This is a genomic window from Pseudomonas sp. P8_229 (assembly GCF_034008635.1).
GTDB lineage: Bacteria > Pseudomonadota > Gammaproteobacteria > Pseudomonadales > Pseudomonadaceae > Aquipseudomonas.
In genome coordinates this window covers 5,078,808-5,096,551 of the sequence record NZ_CP125378.1, presented here as the reverse complement: position 1 = coordinate 5,096,551, position 17,744 = coordinate 5,078,808, and the positions used below count along the sequence as shown (strand labels likewise).

Annotated in this window: 2 protein-coding genes (1 of these 2 only partly in view); both read right to left on the bottom strand. The window is 64.0% G+C overall.

Features of this window, described 5'->3' with window-relative positions; genetic code table 11:
* On the bottom strand, nt 1-5,424 hold the 5' end (the start) of the coding sequence (locus tag QMK55_RS23025) for a non-ribosomal peptide synthase/polyketide synthase (protein WP_320330019.1). The gene continues 9,573 nt to the left of window position 1, outside the view; the window shows 5,424 of its 14,997 coding nt (coding positions 1-5,424); its start codon is at nt 5,422-5,424; the stop codon falls past the left edge of the window.
* A complete protein-coding gene (locus QMK55_RS23020) occupies nt 5,424-17,744 on the bottom strand; it encodes a non-ribosomal peptide synthase/polyketide synthase (protein WP_320330018.1) in 12,321 nt (4,106 codons plus the stop codon). Before QMK55_RS23020 ends, QMK55_RS23025 begins: the two co-directional genes overlap by 1 nt.

The window sequence follows — 17,744 nt, the reverse complement described above, 5'->3', positions numbered from 1 at the left end:
GTTGAGCACGGTGATGCCTTCGCGGCAAAGCAAGGCGAAGAAATCTTCCGGCGCACGGCTGACCTCGTAAGGCACCACCACCAGTTTGCCGCCGTACAGCAGCGCACCGAAAATCTCCCACACCGAGAAGTCGAAGGCGTAGGAATGGAACAGGCTCCAGACATCCGTCGCGCTGAAACCGAACCACGCGTCGGTGGCCTCGAACAGGCGCAACACGTTGCGATGGGCCAGCAACGTGCCCTTCGGCTGCCCGGTGGAGCCGGAGGTGTAAATCACGTAAGCCAGGTTGTCCGGGCTCATGCACACTTGCGGATTACTGTCGCTGTAGCCTTCGAGGCCGTCACGCTCCTGATCGAGCATCAGGCTGCGCAGCGAATCCGGCACCGGCAGACGCCCGAGCAGATGGCTCTGGGTCAGCAGCAGCGCGATGCCGCTGTCGCCAATCATGTAGCTCAGGCGTTCTTCCGGGTACGTCGGGTCCAGCGGCACATAGGCGCCGCCGGCCTTGAGAATCGCCAGCAGGCCGACCAGCATGTCGAGGCTGCGCTCCACCGCCAGACCGACGCGCACGTCCGGGCCGACACCGCTGGCAATCAGCTTGTGGGCCAACTGATTGGCGCGGCTGTTGAGTTCGCCGTAGCTCAGGGTCTGCCCGGCATAGCCCACGGCAATCGCTCGCGGTGCGCGGGCGGCTTGTTGTTCGATCCGTTGATGCAGGCACTGCTCGCTCGGGAAATCGCTGATGGCCGGGTTCCATTGCCGCAGCGTCGCCGCGCGTTCGGCGGCGTCGTGCAGCGGCAGTTCGGCGATGCGCTGAGCGCTGTCGGCGACGATGCCTTGCAGCAGATTCGTCCAGTGCTGCGACAGCCGTTCGATGGTCGGGGTGTCGAACAGGTCAGTGGCATACGTCAGCTCGGCCCAGACATTGTCAGTCGACTCAAAGGTGTTCAGGGTCAGGTCGAACTGCGCGGTACTGGACGCCCAAGGCAAGCCTTCAATCGCCAGTTTCGGCAGACGCGTGGCACCTTGTGCCTGACGCACCTGGCTCTGGTGATTGTGCATCACCTGGAACAGCGGGCTGTGGCTGAGGCTGCGTTCCGGTTGCAGCGCGTCGACCAATTGCTCGAACGGCAGATCCTGATGGGCCTGGGCGCCGAGCACGGTGCCTTGCACTTGCTGCAGCAGGCTGCGGAATGTCTGCTGACTGTCGAACTCGGCCTTCAACACCTGGGTGTTGACGAAGAAACCGATCAGGCCTTCGGTCTCGACCCGGTTGCGGTTGGCCACCGGCACACCGACACGGATGTCGGCCTGACCGCTGTAACGGTGCAGCAAGGTCTGGAACGACGCCAGCAACAGCGCAAACAGCGTGACGTTCTCGCGCTGCGCCAGTTGCTTGAGCGCGGTGGCCAGTTCGAGGCTCAGCGGAATATCACGACGGGCACCACGATAGCTTTGCTCGGGTGGGCGCGGACGATCCGTCGGTAACTCCAGCAACGGTTGATCGCCATCGCCGAGTTGTGCGGTCCAGTAGCTCAGCTGACGCTCGCGTTCCCCCGCCGCCATCCAGTGCTTTTGCCACACCGCGTAGTCGGCGTATTGCACCGGCAGCGCCGGCAATTGCACGCTCTGGCCCTGGCTGTACGCGGCATACAACGCCACCAGCTCATCAACCATGACATTCATCGACCAGCCATCGGCGACGATGTGGTGCAGGGTGATGACCAGCGCGTGGTCATCGGCCGCCAGACGCAGCAGCTTGACCCGCAACAGCGGGCCTTGCTGCAGATTGAACAGGTGCAGGGTTTCTGCGCCGACCAGCGCTTGCAACGCGGTCTCGCCGAGATCTGCCGCCACGTCCTGCACTTGCAGATCGAGCGTGCCGTGAGCCTGAATCACTTGCAGAGTCTGGCCCTGCTGTTCGACGAAGCAGGTGCGCAGGGATTCGTGGCGCTCGATCAGCGCGTCGAAGCTGCGCTGCAGCGCCGGCAGATCCAGCTCACCGCGCAGACGCAACGCCGCCGGTACGTGATAAGCGGTACTGGTCGGTTCCAGTTGCCAGAGGAACCATTGGCGTTCCTGGGCATAGGACAGCGCCAGCGGTTGCAGGCGTGGCAACGCGACAATCGGTGGCTCCTGAGGCGCCTGCTCAACACCCAGCGCGGCGACAAAGTCTTCCAGCGTGCTGTGTTCGAACAACGTGCGCAGCGGCACCTGAACGTTCAGCGCCTGACGCACGCGCGAGACCACTTGCGTGACCAGCAACGAGTGCCCGCCCAGTTCAAAGAAGTTATCGCTCAGGCCCACGCGATCGAGCTTGAGCACCGCTTGCCAGATCTCGGCAACGCTGTGCTGAGTGGCGGTTTGCGGCGCGAGGTAAGTTGATTGCAGCTGGCTGGCGTCGGGTGCCGGCAAAGCTTTGCGGTCGACTTTGCCGTTGGGCGTCAGCGGCAGTTGCGCGAGGAACAACAAGTGCGCCGGCACCATGTATTCCGGCAGCTCGGCCTTGAGACTGGCTTTCAATGCGGCGCGCAGTTCGACTTCATCAATATCGTCGGCGGTCGCTACCACATAGCCAACCAGTTGCGGGCCAGTCGGGCCATCCTGCGCAACCACCACAGTTTCGCGCACGCTAGCGAGGGCGAGCAAACGCGCTTCGATCTCACCGAGTTCAATCCGCAAACCACGGATTTTCACCTGATGGTCGATCCGCCCGATGTACTCGATCACGCCTTCGGCACGGTAGCGGGTCAGGTCGCCGGTGCGGTACAGCCGTGCGCCGGTGTTCGAGAATGGATCCGGGACAAAACGTTCAGCCGTCAGGCCTGGACGCTGGAAGTAACCCCGGGCCAGGCCGTCACCACCGATCAGCAGCTCCCCCGGGGCGCCGAGCGGATTGAGCTCAAGGTCGCTGCCGAGGATGTACAACGCGGTGTTGTCGATGGGCGTGCCGAGGAATGGACGACTGTTGTCTGCACTCAAGGCGTGCTGCGCCGACCAGATGGTGGTTTCGGTCGGGCCGTAGAGGTTCCACACGCTCGACGTCAGTGCCAGCATGCGATTGGCCAGTTCTTGCGGCAACGCTTCACCGCCACAAAGGAACGTGCGGCCATTGAGAATCGCCGCGTGCTCGTTGTCCAGCAGCATGCGCCAGGTCGATGGCGTAGCTTGCAGCACAGTCACGGCATGCCGCTCGATCAGTTCGAGCACCGCTTGCGGGTCTTGATGCACATCCTTGCCGGTCAGCACCACACAGGCGCCGGCCAGCAATGGGCCGTAGATTTCCAGGCCGAAAATATCGAACGAGAACGTGGTCAGCGACAACACACGATCGGTGGCCACGATGCCCGGCTGCTTGATCATGCTCGCGACAAAGTTGCTCAGCGCCGCGTGGCGCACCATCACGCCTTTGGGTTTGCCGGTGGAACCGGAGGTGTAGATCGTGTACGCCAGATGCTCACCGTTGACGGCAACGTCCGGCGCGGTCGGTGGATAAGCCGCCAGCCAGTCGTGAGGTTGATCGAGCAACAGGCTTTGCACGCCCGCCGGAATCGGCAGCTGCGCCTGCAAATGGCTCTGGGTCAGCAGCAATTGCAGGCCGCTGTCCTCGATCATGTAGGCCAGGCGATCTTGCGGATACGCCGGGTCCAGCGGCACATAAGCACCACCGGCCTTGAGGATCGCCAGCAGGCCGACGATCATTTCCACGCTGCGCTCGACGGCGATGCCGACCCGTTGATCCGGGCCGACACCGGCCTCGATCAGCTTGTGCGCCAGTTGACTGGAGCGCTCATCCAGCTCGCCGTAGCTGAGCACGTCTTCGCCGATGATCAGTGCAGTGGCCTGCGGTGTTTGCTGCGCACGCCTGGAGAAATCCTGCTGCACGCATTCGGCTTGCGCAGTGCGCTCGGCGATGCGCAACCAGTCCTGCAACAGCACGCCGTGTTCGGCGCTTTCCAGCAACGGCAATTCGCCGACGCGCTGGCTCGGTGCGGTGACGATGCCGCGCAGCAGGTTCTGCCAGTGACGCGCCAGGCGCTCGACGGTTTCAGCTTTGAAAAGATCGGTGGCGTAGGTCAGCTCGGCGGCAAAGCCGTCGCTGGATTCGTAGGTATTGAGCGTCAGGTCGAACTGCGCGGTGCGCCCTTCCCACTGCACATCCTCGACACTCAGCTGCGGCAACTGCGCCGCGCTGCGCCCCTGATCACGGCTGGTCTGGTGGTTGAACATCACCTGGAACACCGGGCTGTGGCTCAGGCTGCGCTCAGGTTGCAGGGCTTCGATCAGTTGCTCGAACGGCAGATCCTGATGCGCCTGCGCGGCCATCGCCGCCTGCTTGACCTGAGCCAGCAACTGGTTGAACGGCAGTTGCCCGCTGACCTCGGCATTCAGCACTTGAGTGTTGACGAAGAAGCCGATCAGGCCTTCGGTCTCGACCCGGTTGCGGTTGGCCGTCGGCACCCCGACGCGAATCTGCGCCTGACCGCTGTAGCGATGCAGCAACGCCTGGAACGACGCCAGCAACAGCATGAACAGGCTCGCACCTTCGCGCTGCGCCAGTTGTTTGAGGGCGTCACCGAGGTCTGCCGGCAGGTTCAGTTCCAGCCGCGCACCGCGCAGGCTTTGCACCGCCGGGCGCGGGAAATCGATCGGCAGCTCCAGCACCGACTGCTCGCCGCCCAGGGTCTTGACCCAGTAGGCCAACTGGCGCTCACGCTCGCCCGCTTCCAGCCAGTGCCGCTGCCAGATCGCGTAGTCGGCGTATTGCACCTCCAGCTCCGGCAGGCTCAGCGGCTGCCCGGCGGTGTCGGCGGCGTAATGCTGGATCAGCTCGTTGACCAGGACTTTGATCGACCAGCCATCAGAGATGATGTGGTGCTGGATCAGCACCAACACATGATCGTCATCCGCGACGTTGAGCAGCGCCACCCGCAGCAGCGGGCCCTGCTGCAAATTGAACGGGCGCGTCGTTTCGCTTTCGACGAACGCCTTGATCGCGGCGTCTTCACCGGTGGCATCGAGGCCCGCCGGCAGCGATGCCAAGGTGATGGTCAGCGGCAACTGCGGGTGAATCACCTGGCAAAAGCTTTCACCCTGCTCAGCGAAAGTGGTGCGCAGGCTTTCATGGCGCGCCGCCACCGCGTTGAAGCTGCGTTCCAGCGCTGGCGCATCCAGCCATCCCTTGAGACGCAAGGCGCTGGGGATGTGATACGCGGTGCTGTGCGGGTCCATTTGCCAGAGGAACAGTTGACGTTCCTGAGCGTACGACAGAGGAATCGCCGCAAACCCGGAGCGTGTTTCCGGGATCGGCAGGTTAGCCGGAGAGACACCCTCTTCGAGCATCTTTTCCAGGTACAGCTTACGTTTGTCCAGCGGCAGAGTGATAAAGCGCTTGGCTACCCTCAAAGCAACACTCTTGTCCATCAGACTTCCTCCATATCGTCAAGCAGGGCTTCCAGCTTGCTCAGTTTCTGTTCGTTGATTGCCCCGCCTCCTGTATCGAGTCGAGCGACAAAGTCGCTCAGGACGGGGTGCTGGAATAACAGTTGCGGGGTCAGCGTCAGGCCCAGTTCAAGGGCCATGCGCGACACCACGTTGACCGCCAGCAGCGAGTGCCCGCCGAGTTCGAAGAAGTGATCGTTGAGACCGATGCGTTGCACTTCGAGCACTTGCTGCCAGATCGCCGCGACCTGCTGCTCAAGCTCACTGTGCGGCGCGACATACGCGGCCTGCATCTGGCTGGCATCGACCGCCGGCAGGGCCTTGCGGTCGAGTTTGCCGTTGGGGGTCAGTGGCAACTGCTCAAGGAACAGCAGGTGCGCGGGAATCATGTAGTCAGGTAACGAAGACTTGAGGCCAGTCTTTAGTCCGTCGCGCAGTTGGCGCTGCGCGTCGCCGTCGTGCATGTCCAGTTGCGGAGCGACCACATACGCCACCAGTTGCGCGCCGGTGTCGCTTTCGACGGCCAGCACCGCCGCTTCGGTGACTGCCGGTTGAGCGAGCAATCGCGCCTCGATCTCCCCCAGTTCGATGCGGAATCCACGAATTTTCACCTGATGGTCGATCCGGCCCATGTACTCCAGTTCCCCCGCTTCACGCTCACGAATCAGGTCGCCGGTGCGGTACATGCGCTCGCCGTTGCCGACGAAAGGATTCGGTACGAAGCGCTCGGCGGTCATCGCCGCCCGCCCCAGATAACCGCGCGTGATGCCGGCGCCGGACAGGTACAGCTCGGCCGAAACGCCCTGCGGCACCGCGTGCAGATCGGCATCCAGCAGATGGCTGGCGCTGTGCTCGAGCGCGCGCCCGATCCGCGCCTGACCACCGGCACTGCGGCGGGTCCAGGTCGAATAGGTGGTGTCTTCCGACGGGCCGTACAGGTCGTAGACGTGCTCGACGGTCGACGGTTGATACAGCGCCTCCACCAGGGCTTGTTTCAGCGGTTCACCCGCCAGGTTGATGATGCGCACGCCCGGCGGAATCTGCCCGGTGCGCTGCAGTGCGGCAATCGCCGACGGCACGGTATTGATCAGGCGCACCTGGTCGCGGGCCGGCAGTTGCGGCAGCTCCAGTGCATTGCGCGCGATGATCAGCGAGCCACCGTTGGCCAAGGTGACAAACAGCTCCCACACCGACAGGTCGAAGCACACCGAAGTCGAGGCCAGTACGCCTTGAATGTCATCGCGGCTGTAGACCTTGGCCGACCAGTCGATCAGCGCCATGACGTTGCGATGGGCAATCGCCACGCCCTTTGGTTTGCCGGTAGAACCGGAGGTGTAGATCACGTAAGCGAGGTTGTCTGGCGCGACCGATGTTTGCGGCTGGCTGCTCGGATAACCGCTCAGCGACAGCTGATCCAACAGCAGCACTTGCGTATCGCCCGGCACGCTCAGGGTCGCGGCAACAGCCTGCTCGGTGAGCAGCACCCGCGCCCGACTGTCTTCCAGCATGTAAGCGACGCGATCCGCCGGGTAGTCCGGGTCCAGCGGCACATAGGCGCCACCGGCCTTGAGCACCGCGAGCAAGGCGACCAGCAACTGCTCGGAGCGCGGCATCGCCACGCCCACTCGCACTTCCGGGCCGACACCCAGCTCGATCAGCGTGTGCGCCAAACGGTTGGCCTGCGCGTCCAGTTCGGCGTAGGTCAGTTGTGTATCGGCGAAGGTCACCGCCAAGGCATCCGGAGTTGCCGCCACTTGATGGGCGATGGCCTGATGGATGCACCACTCGGTGGCGAAATCGCTGTTCACCTGCGGGCTGTGTTCGATCAGGTTCAGCTCGCTCAGCGTGCGCTCGCCGGCATCCGCCATCTGGCTCAGCAGACGCTGCAGGTGCGCGCCCAACTGCGCCACGCTGGCCGACGCGAAGCTGTCACGCTGATAACTGAAATGCACCGACAGTTGCGTGCCCATGTTGACCAGCAGGGTCAGCGGATAGTTGGTCTGCTCCTGATTGGCCACCGCGCCGAAGCGCAGACCTTGCGGTGCACCGCGCTCCAGTGCTTCGCCAATCGGGTAGTTCTCGAACACCATCAGGCTGTCGAACAGCGCGTCACCGCCCTGCCCGGCCCAGCGCTGAATGTCCGCCAGCGGCGTGTGTTCAAACTCACGCGAGGCGAGGTTCTGCGCCTGCACCGCTTGCAGCCAGGCGACCACGCTCTGCTGCGCGGGCGGCGCGGCAACCACCGGCAGCGTGTTGATGAACAGGCCGATCTGCGCCTCGGCACCCGGCAGATCCGCCGGGCGCCCGGCGACGGTGGCGCCGAACGCCACGCAATCCTTACCGGTATAGCGCTGCAACAGCAGTAGCCACGCCGCTTGCACCACGGTGTTGACGGTGACTTTCGCGGCCCGGGCAAACTCGCCCAGGCGCTGGCTCAGCTTGGCGTCCAGCACCTGGTAATGATCGCCATAACCCACGCTCGGCAAACCGGCGTGCGGCCGCGCGATGGCATTGGCCAGGCGCGTCGGTTCTTGCAGATTGCCCAGCGTCGCCAGCCAGTAGGCTTCAGCCGCCGCGCCATCCTGACGCTGCAGCCAAGCGATGTAATCACGGTAGCGACCCGCGCCACGGGCGACCGCTTCGCCGCTGTAGTGCTGCAACACTTCGCCGAGCAACTGCGCGCTGCTCCAGCCGTCCATCAGGATGTGATGGTTGGTGTAGATCAAGTGATGACGATCGGCTGCGGTGCGCACCAGCACCAGACGCATCAGCGGCGCGCAGCTCAGGTCCAGACCCAGTGCGCGCTCCTCATCGGCGAGGGTTTGCAGGGCGGCATCAAGATCAGTCCTGCCGTGCCAGTCGAGCACGCTGAACGGCACCTCGACCTGACGTTGCACCACTTGCACCGGTTGCGGCAGGTCACCCTGCCAGAAGAACCCGGTACGCAGAATGTCGTGGGCATCCACCACCGCTTGCCACGCGGCGCGGAAGCGCTGCGGCTCGACGCCCTCGACGTCCAGACGCATCTGGTTGATGTAGTCGCCATTGCCATGTTCGAGCAGGGTATGGAAAAGCATGCCCTGCTGCATCGGCGACAGCGGGTAGATGTCATCGATGCCTTGCGGCTCCAGCACCAGCGCATCCAGTTGCGGCTGCGACAGTTGCGCCAGCGGGAAGTCCGACGGCGTCACACCACGGTTGGCACTGTCGCAACAGTGACCGATCAGTGCAGTCAGTTCCTGCAGATAGTCGTCGGCCAGTCGCTGGATGGTGGCGGCGTCGAACATCGCGCCGCTGTAGGTCCAGCTCAGGTCCAGCTCGCCGCCGAAGACCTTGCCGTTGAGCGCCAGCGGGTTGCCCAGCGGGCCTTGCATATTGACCTCTGCGCCGCCGGACTCGCCGGTCGGCACGAACAAGGCGTCGCTGGCGGCGTCGAAACTGCCGTCGAACTGGCCGAGGTAGTTGAAGGTCAGGCGCGGCGCCGGCAAGGCTTGCAGGGTGGCACGCGCCGGCTCATCACCAAGGTGTGCGAGCGCGCCGAAGCCGATGCCTTTGTTGGGGATCGCCCGCAGCTGTTCCTTGATCTGCTTGAGCGACGCGCCGAGTTCGGCGGCCGGTGCCAGCCGAGCCGGGAATACGCTGGTGAACCAGCCCACTGTGCGGGTCAGGTCGAGGTGTTCGAACAGGTCTTCACGACCATGGCCCTCAAGCAACACCAGTGCATTGTCGTCCCCGGTCCAGCGCACCAGCACCCGCGCCAGCGCGGTCAGCAACAGGTCGTTGACCTGCGTACGATAAGCCTGTGGCGCATCCTGCAAGAGTTGACGGGTCAGGGCCTTGTCCAGTTTGCTACGGATCGTCAGCGCCTGATCGTGTTGCTGCCCACCGTTCGGATGGTCGTAAGGCAAGGCCGCCGAAGCGCCCTGCAACTGCTGCTGCCAGAAGCCCAGTTCGGCCTGCAACGCAGGCGTGGTGGCGTAGTCCTGCAACGCAGCCGCCCAAGCTTTGACCGCACTGGTTTTCGCCGGCAATTGCACGGGCTTACCTGCGAGGAGCTGGCGATAGGCGTTCTGCAGATCTTCGAACAGAATCCGCCACGACACGCCATCGACCACCAGGTGATGGACGATCAGCAGCAGACGCTGACTGCCATCAGCCAGGTTCGCCAGCACCGCACGGATCAGCGAACCGCCGCTCAGTTGCAGGCTGCGCTGAGCCTTGTCGCCCAGCGTTTCAAGGGCTGCGAGGTCAGCGACCTCGACCTGCCAGAGGATGGTTTCCCCCGCTTGGGTGTCGACGTCGCGGTAGTGCGCCGACCAACCAGTGGCCTGCTTGACAAAGTCCAGACGCAAACTGTCGTGCTGAACGACCAACGCATCCAGCGCTTGCTCCAGTACCTGAGCGTCCAACGCCTGCATCGGCTTGAGCATCACCGACTGGTTCCAGTGGTGACGGTCGGGAATCGCCTCGGCGAAAAATGCCTGATGAATCGGCAGCAGCGCGGTTTCGCCGGTTTGCGCTTGCTGATCGATTGGCTGCACCGCCTCGCCGGTCTGCGCGACTGCGGCCAGTGCCTGAATGGTCTGGTGCTGGAACAGGTCTTTAGGCGTGAAGCGAATCCCGGCCTGACGTGCCCGGCTGACCACCTGAATCGAGATGATCGAGTCGCCGCCCAGCTCGAAGAAGTTATCGCTGACGCCGACTTGCTCAAGTTTGAGCACGTCTTGCCAGATCGCCGCCAGTTGCTGCTGCAGCGCAGTCAGTGGCGCGACGTAGGCCTGTTGCAGTTGGCTGACGTCCGGTTTCGGCAGGTTCTTGCGATCGAGCTTGCCGTTCGGCGTCAGCGGCATGCGCTCCAGACGCAGGACATACGCCGGCACCATGTGCGCCGGCAAGCTGGCCTTGAGCTGCGCGCGCAGGTCTTCGGTGAAGTCGGCACGGGCCGAATCGCCGACCACGTACGCCACCAGACGCTTGCCACTGCCGGCGCTGCCTTCCTGCGCCACGACCACCGCTTCACGCACGCCGTCGAGGGCTTGCAGCGCCGCTTCGACTTCGCCCAGTTCAATACGGAAACCGCGGATTTTCACCTGATTGTCGATGCGATCCAGATAGTCGAACGTGCCGTCGACGCGCTGGCGCACCAGGTCGCCCGTGCGATAGAGCAAGCCGCCGTGCGCGCTGAACGGGTCGGCGACAAAGCGCTCGGCGGTCAGCCCCGGACGGTTCAGATAACCCCGAGCCAGACCGGTACCACCGAGGTACAACTCACCGGCCATGCCTTGCGGCAACAGGTTCAGATCGGCGTCGAGTACATAGGCGCTGCGGTCACCGATGCGGCTGCCGATTGGCGCGTAGGCGGCGCCGCATGGCACCTCGCGACCGGCCTTCCAGATCAGCGGAGTGACCACGGTTTCGGTCGGGCCGTAACCATTGATGATGTAGTCCGGGTCCAGCGCGCGTTTGACCCGCTCGAAACTGGCATTCGGCACCGCATCACCGCCGAAGCAATAGATCCGCACTTTCGGCGGATTGCCAACGCGTTCGGCGTGTTCGGCCAGTTGTTGCAGGTACACCGGCGGGAATGCGACGACGGTCACTCCGTGTTCGATCATGGCGTTGCAGGTCTGCTCCGGCGTCCACAGCGTGTCGTCACGAATCAGCAGCGAAGCACCGTGAGTCAGACTGGTCAGCCAGCGTTCGTGGGCGCCGTCGAAGGCGAACGACATGAAGTGGAATTCGCAGTCGCTGTCGCGCATTTCGTAGCGCTGACCGATGGCCTGGCAATGCATCGCCAACGGGCCGTGGGCAACGCTGACGCCTTTCGGATTACCGGTGGAACCGGAGGTGTAGATCACGTACGCGAGGTTGTGCGGATCGAGTTGCACCTGTGGCGCCTTGATCGGCAACTCGCGCAGGTCGAGACGATCCAGTTCCAGCAACGGCACCGACTCGGCCACCGGCAATTGCGCCGACACCGATGAATCGCAGAGCAACAGCGCCAGCCCCGAATCCTCGATCAGATAGGCCAGGCGTTCACGCGGGTAACTGGTGTCCAGCGGCACATAGGCACCGCCGGCCTTGAGCACCGCCAGCAGCGCGACGATCACCGCTTCGCTGCGCGGCAGGGCCACGCCGACCCGGGTCTCGGCGCCGACGCCACGGGCGATCAGCGCGTGGGCCAGTTGATTGGCACGCTGCTCGATCTCGCCATAACTGAAGTGCTGACCGTTGAAAATCACCGCTGTGCGCTGCGGACGTTCGGCCGCCAGCGCGGCAATGCGCTGATGCACAGCGATGTTCACCGGGTACGGCTGCGGATGGTTTTCAGCTTGCTGGCGGGCATGCTCTTGCGCACTGGCCAGAGCGATTTCACCAAGGTTGCGCTCGGCCGACAGCGCAAACTGCTCAAGCAATTGCAGCAGGTGGGCACTGATGCCTTCGATCACTTCACCGGCAAACTGGCTGCGGTCGAAGCTGTAGTGCAGCGCCAGTTGCTGACCGAGGGTGACCGCCACGCTCAGGGCGTAGTGGGTCTGTTCAAGGTTGCCGACATCACCGAATGTCAGGCCTTGCCCGGCCTGGCTCAGCGCCTGGGCAATCGGGTAGTTTTCGAACACCAGAATGTTGTCGAACAGCGCTTCACCGCCCTGCCCGGCCCAGCGCTGGATGTCCGCCAGCGGCGTGTGTTCGAAGTCGCGCAGGCTGAGGTTTTGCGCCTGTACCGCTTGCAGCCATTGGCCAACGCTTTGGTCCGGACGCGGCGCGCCGATGACCGGCAAGGTGTTGATGAACAGGCCGACTTGCTGCTCGATGCCCGGCAGATCCGCCGGACGCCCGGCCACGGTCGCACCGAACGCCACCGCGTCATGACCGGTGTAGCGTTGCAGCAACAGCAGCCACGCGGCTTGGACGAGGGTGTTGACGGTAACTTTCTGCTGCCGGGCAAACGCTTCCAGTGCTTGGGTGCGCGGCACGTCCAGTGTCAGGTAATGGTCGCCGTGGCCGCTGTCGCGTTCACCGCCCGTAGCCGCGCGAGCCAGTCGGGTCGGCTCCTGCAGCGCGGCCAACTGACCGTTCCAGAAGTCCTGACTGAGTTGAGTGTCCTGGCGTTGCAGCCAGGCGATGTAATCGCGGTAACGTCCGCCGCCATTGGCCGGCGTGCGACCGCTGTAGCGCTGCAACACTTCGCCAAGCAGCTGCGAGTTGCTCCAGCCGTCCATCAGAATGTGATGATGGGTGTAGATCAGGTGCCATTGCTCGGCAGCGGTTTGCACCAGCACCAGACGCAGCAACGGAGCATTGCTCAGGTCAAATCCTTGCTGGCGCTCGGCATCGGCCAACGCCGCGAGGGCTGCCGGCTGATCGTCACGCTGACGCCAGTCCAGCGTGGTGAACGGCAATTGCACCTGCTTGTGGACGATCTGCAGCGGCTGCGCCAGTTCGCCCTGCCAGACGAACCCGCTGCGCAGAATGTCCTGCGCATCGACGGTGGCCTGCCAGGCAGCGCGGAACCGCTCAGGGTCAAGGCCTTGCACGTCAACGCGCAACTGGTTGATGTACTCACCCGCGGCTTGTTCGTAGAGGGTGTGGAACAGCAAACCCTGCTGCATCGGCGACAGTGGATAGACATCATCCAGCTGACCGGCCGGCACCGGCAGCGCATCCAGTTGCGCCTGGGTCACGCGGGCCAGCGGGAAGTCCGACGGCGTCGCCTGCGCAGTTGCCAAGGTGCAGCAGTGTTCGATCAGCGCCTGCAGTTCAATGGCGTATTGATCGACCAGTTGCTGCACCGTGGCACTGTCGAACATTTCGCGGCTGAAGCCCCAGCTCATCGACAGCTCGCTGCCGTATACCTGACATTCCACGGTCAGCCAGTTGCCCAAAGGCGCCGCCGGGTCCTGCGCCACACCGCTGGTTTCGACGGACGGCACGAACAGCGCCGCCTCGTCGAACTGGCGGTCGAACTGGCCCAGATAGTTGAAGGTGATGCGCGGCTGCGGCAACGCGGCCAGTTCGGCCCGTACCGACGGCGCGGCCAGATGCCGTAGCACGCCGTAACCCAGACCTTTGTCCGGCACTGCGCGCAGTTGCTCCTTGATCGTCTTGATTGACCCGTCGAGATCATCACGGGCCGTCAGGTTGACCGCGAACAGGCTGGTGAACCAGCCCACGGTGCGGGTCAGGTCGATGCCATCGAACAGGTCTTCGCGGCCATGCCCTTCCAGTTCGATCAGCGTGCCCGGCTGCTGGCTCCAGCCGCTGATGGTGCGCGCCAGTGCGGTGAGCAACAGATCATTGACCTGCGTGCGGTACGCAGCAGGTGCCTGTTGCAGCAACTGGCGGGTACGCTCGGTGTCGAGGCGCCATTCGATTTTCTCGCCATGCAGGTTGTGCAGGCTGCCATCGGCACGGTCGCACGGCAGATCCTTGGCGCCCTGATGCTGGGCTTTCCAATAGCCCAATTGGTCATCGAAGCGCGACGCTTCATTCGCCAGACGCGCGGTCCAGCTCTGGAACGCGGTGGTCTTGGCCGGCAACTGAATACCGCCACCCGCCGCGAGTTGCTCGTAAGCTTGCTGCAGATCTTCCAGCAGCACCCGCCAGGAAACACCATCGACCGCCAGGTGATGAATGATCAGCGCCAGTCGTTGCGAGCCGTCGGCCAAGTTCACCAGCAAGGCACGTAGCAACGGGCCGTTTTGCAGGTCGAGGCTGTGCTGAGCTTCGTTGCACAGCGCATTCAACTGCTCGGCAGACTCGGCGTCGCGTTGCCACAGCTCAGCGCCTGCCAGCAGCGGGCCGTGGCTTTGCTGCCAGCCTTCGGCACTCTCGACAAAGCGCAGACGCAAGGCGTCGTGGTGATTGATCAGGTGCGTCAGCGCGGCATCGAGCCACTGCGCGTGCAATGCCTCACGCGGGGTCAGCAGCAACGATTGGTTCCAGTGCTCACGCACCGGCATGCCCCGGCTGAAGAAATCTTGCTGGATCGGCCCGAGCACGGCGTCGCCGGTCACCGGCCCCTGATCCACCGAGGAAAGATTATCGTGGCTCGCGACCAGCGCCAGACTGCGCACGGTCTGGTACTGGAACAGGTCACGCGGGCTGATACGGATCCCGGCCTGCCGCGCACGGCTGACCACTTGAATCGAAATGATCGAATCGCCGCCCAGCTCGAAGAAGTTGTCCTCGAGGCCGACGCGTTCGAGGCCGAGCACAGCTTCCCAGATCGCCGCGAGGGCTTTCTGCATTGCATCCTGTGGCGCCACGAACGCCTGTTGTGGCGCGGCATCCGGTTGCGGCAATGCCTTGCGGTCGAGTTTGCCGTTGGCGGTGACCGGCAATTTGTCGAGGGTGATCAGGTAGGTCGGCACCATGAACTCCGGCAGGCTGCCGAGCAGCCACGCCTTGACGTCCTGCTGCCACTGTTCGTCTGCCTGCGGGTTTTCCAGGACCAGATAAGCCACCAGATGCTTGCCGCCTTGCACCAGCACCACCGCCTCACGCACCAGCGAGTGCTGCATCAGGCGGGTCTCGATTTCACCCAGCTCGATGCGCAGGCCGCGCAACTTCACCTGGTGGTCGAGACGACCGAGGTATTCGATCACCCCGTCGGCGCGCTGACGCACACGGTCGCCGGTGCGGTACAGGCGCGCGCCGTCATGGAACGGGCACGGCACAAAACGTTCGGCCGTCAGCGCCGGGCGCTGGTGATAACTGCGCGCCAGCCCGGCGCCGCCCAGATACAGTTCACCGGCCACGCCGCTCGGTACCGGCAGCAACTCGGCATCCAACACCAGGGTGCGCAGATTGGCGATTGGCCGGCCGATCGGCACGCTGTCCGCGCCTTCATCGACACAGGTCCAGTGGGTGACGTCGATGGCCGCCTCGGTGGGGCCGTACAAGTTGTAGAGGCCGGCGTTCGGCAGTTTGGCGAAGACTTGCAGCTGTGCATCCAGCGGCAATGCTTCACCGCTGCAGACAATGCGCTTGAGACCGCTGCAGCTTTCCACGCCCGTCTCGTGGATGAACGCCTGCAGCATCGACGGCACGAAGTGCAGCGTGCTGATGCCGTGGCGGTTGATGCTATCAATCAGTTGCAGCGGATCACGGTGTGCGCCCGGCGCGGCCACCACCAGCCGCGCGCCGGTCAGCAGCGGCCAGAAGAACTCCCACACCGACACGTCGAAACTGAACGGGGTTTTCTGCAACACCGAATCACTGGCATCCAGCGCATAAGCGTCCTGCATCCAGCACAGACGGTTGACCAGCGCCGCGTGACTGTTGCCGGCGCCCTTGGGTTTACCGGTGGAGCCCGAGGTGTAAATCACGTAGGCCAGGTTCAGCGAATCGACGCTGACGTCGGGACGGCTGTCGCTGTAACTGTCGAGCAGACCTGGCTGGTCCAGGGTGATGAGCTGCACGCCCTCAGTCGGCAGCGTTGCCAGCAGCGCCTGTTGCGTCAGCAACAAGCTGATGCCGCTGTCCTCGATCATGTAGGCCAGGCGTTCCTGCGGATACTCCGGGTCCAGCGGCACGTAGGCGCCGCCGGCCTTGAGAATCGCCAGCAGCGCGACGACCATTTCCACCGAACGCAGGGCGCAAACGCCGACCAGACTGTCCGCCTGCACACCCTGTTCGCGCAGCAGATGCGCCAGGCGATTGGCTCGGGCATCCAGTTCGGCGTAACTCAGGGTCTGCTCGCCGAACACCAGTGCCGGTGCCTGCGGCGTACGCGCGACCTGCGCTTCGATCAGTTGATGAATCGGCGTGTCGCTCGGGTACTGCGCGTGGACGTTGTTCCAGGCATGCACCAGCGTGTGCTGCTCGTCCGCCTCCAGCAGCGGCAACTCACCGATCCGCTGCGACTGATCAGCGACCATCGCAGACAACAGGCGCAGCCAGTGCCGCGCCATGCGCTCGATGGTCGGTGCATCGAACAGGTCGCTGGCGTAGGTCAGTGCGGCGTGCAGCTTGCCGCCCTTCTCCCAGGTGTCCAGCGTCAGGTCGAACTGGGTGGTGCGGCTCTGCCAGTCGAGGCTGTCGAGCAGCAGGCCGGATGCGGTGCTGATCGTGGCGATATCGGCCACTTGCGGCTGATGGTTGTACATCACCTGGAACAGCGGCGTGTGGCTGAGGCTGCGCTCCAGCTTCAGGGCCTCGACCAGTTGCTCGAACGGCAGATCCTGATGGGCCTGGGCACCCAGCGCGGTTTCCTTGATCGCGCGCAGCAGTTGGTCGACCCGGGTCTGGCCGTGCAGCTGCGTGCGCAGCACCTGGGTGTTGACGAAGAAACCGATCAGGCCCTCGATCTCGCCGCGATTGCGGTTGGCGATCGGCACGCCGACGCGCAGGTCGGTCTGCCCGGTATAACGGTGCAGCAGCGCATTGAAGGCACCGAGCAGGAGCATGAACACGGTGACCTGATGCTGTTGCGCAGTGCTGCGCAGTTGCTCGGCCAGTTGGCCGTCGACCGCGAACTCGTAACGGGTGCCGCGATAGCTCGGCATCGCCGGGCGCGAATGATCCAGTGGCAGCTCCAGCACCGGGTGCTCGTCGCCGAGTTGCGCCTGCCAGTAATCGAGCTGGCGCGCCTGCTCACCGGCTTCCAGCCAGCGCCGTTGCCACAGCGCATAGTCGCTGTACTGGATCGGCAGTGGCGGCAATTGCGGCGCCTGCCCTGCGTCGAAGGCGTCGTAGCAGCGAATGAATTCGTCGATCAAGACGTTCATCGACCAGCCATCGGACACGATGTGGTGCAGGGTCAGCAGCAGCACGTGTTCCTGCTCGGCGAGCTTGAGCAAGGTGACGCGCAACAACGGGCCGACCGCCAGATCAAATGGCAGCACCGACTGCTGTTCGGCCGCGTGAATCACCGCCTGTTCGCGCTCACTGGCCGACAGTGCGCTGAAGTCCTCCCGGGTAATCACCAACGGCGCCGTGGCCGGCACTTGCAGCAGGCTGTCATCGGCCTGGCGCTGGAACACCGTACGCAAGGTTTCGTGACGCGCCACCAGGCTGGCGAAGGCTTGCTCCAGTGCCACCAGGTTCAGTCGACCGTTGAGCCGCACCGCGCCGGGCAGATTGTAGGCGCCGCTCTGCGGATCAAGCTGCCACAAGAACCACATGCGTCGCTGTGCGTAAGACAGCGCCTGACGATCCTCGGCTTCGATGCCGGCAGGTATCGGGAAACGCGCGAAATCCACGCCCTCCTTTTGCAGGGCCGCGAGGAACATCTGGCGCTTTTCCAGGGGCAACCCGATAAACCGGCGAGCAAGTTTCAAGGAGTCTTCAGCATTCAT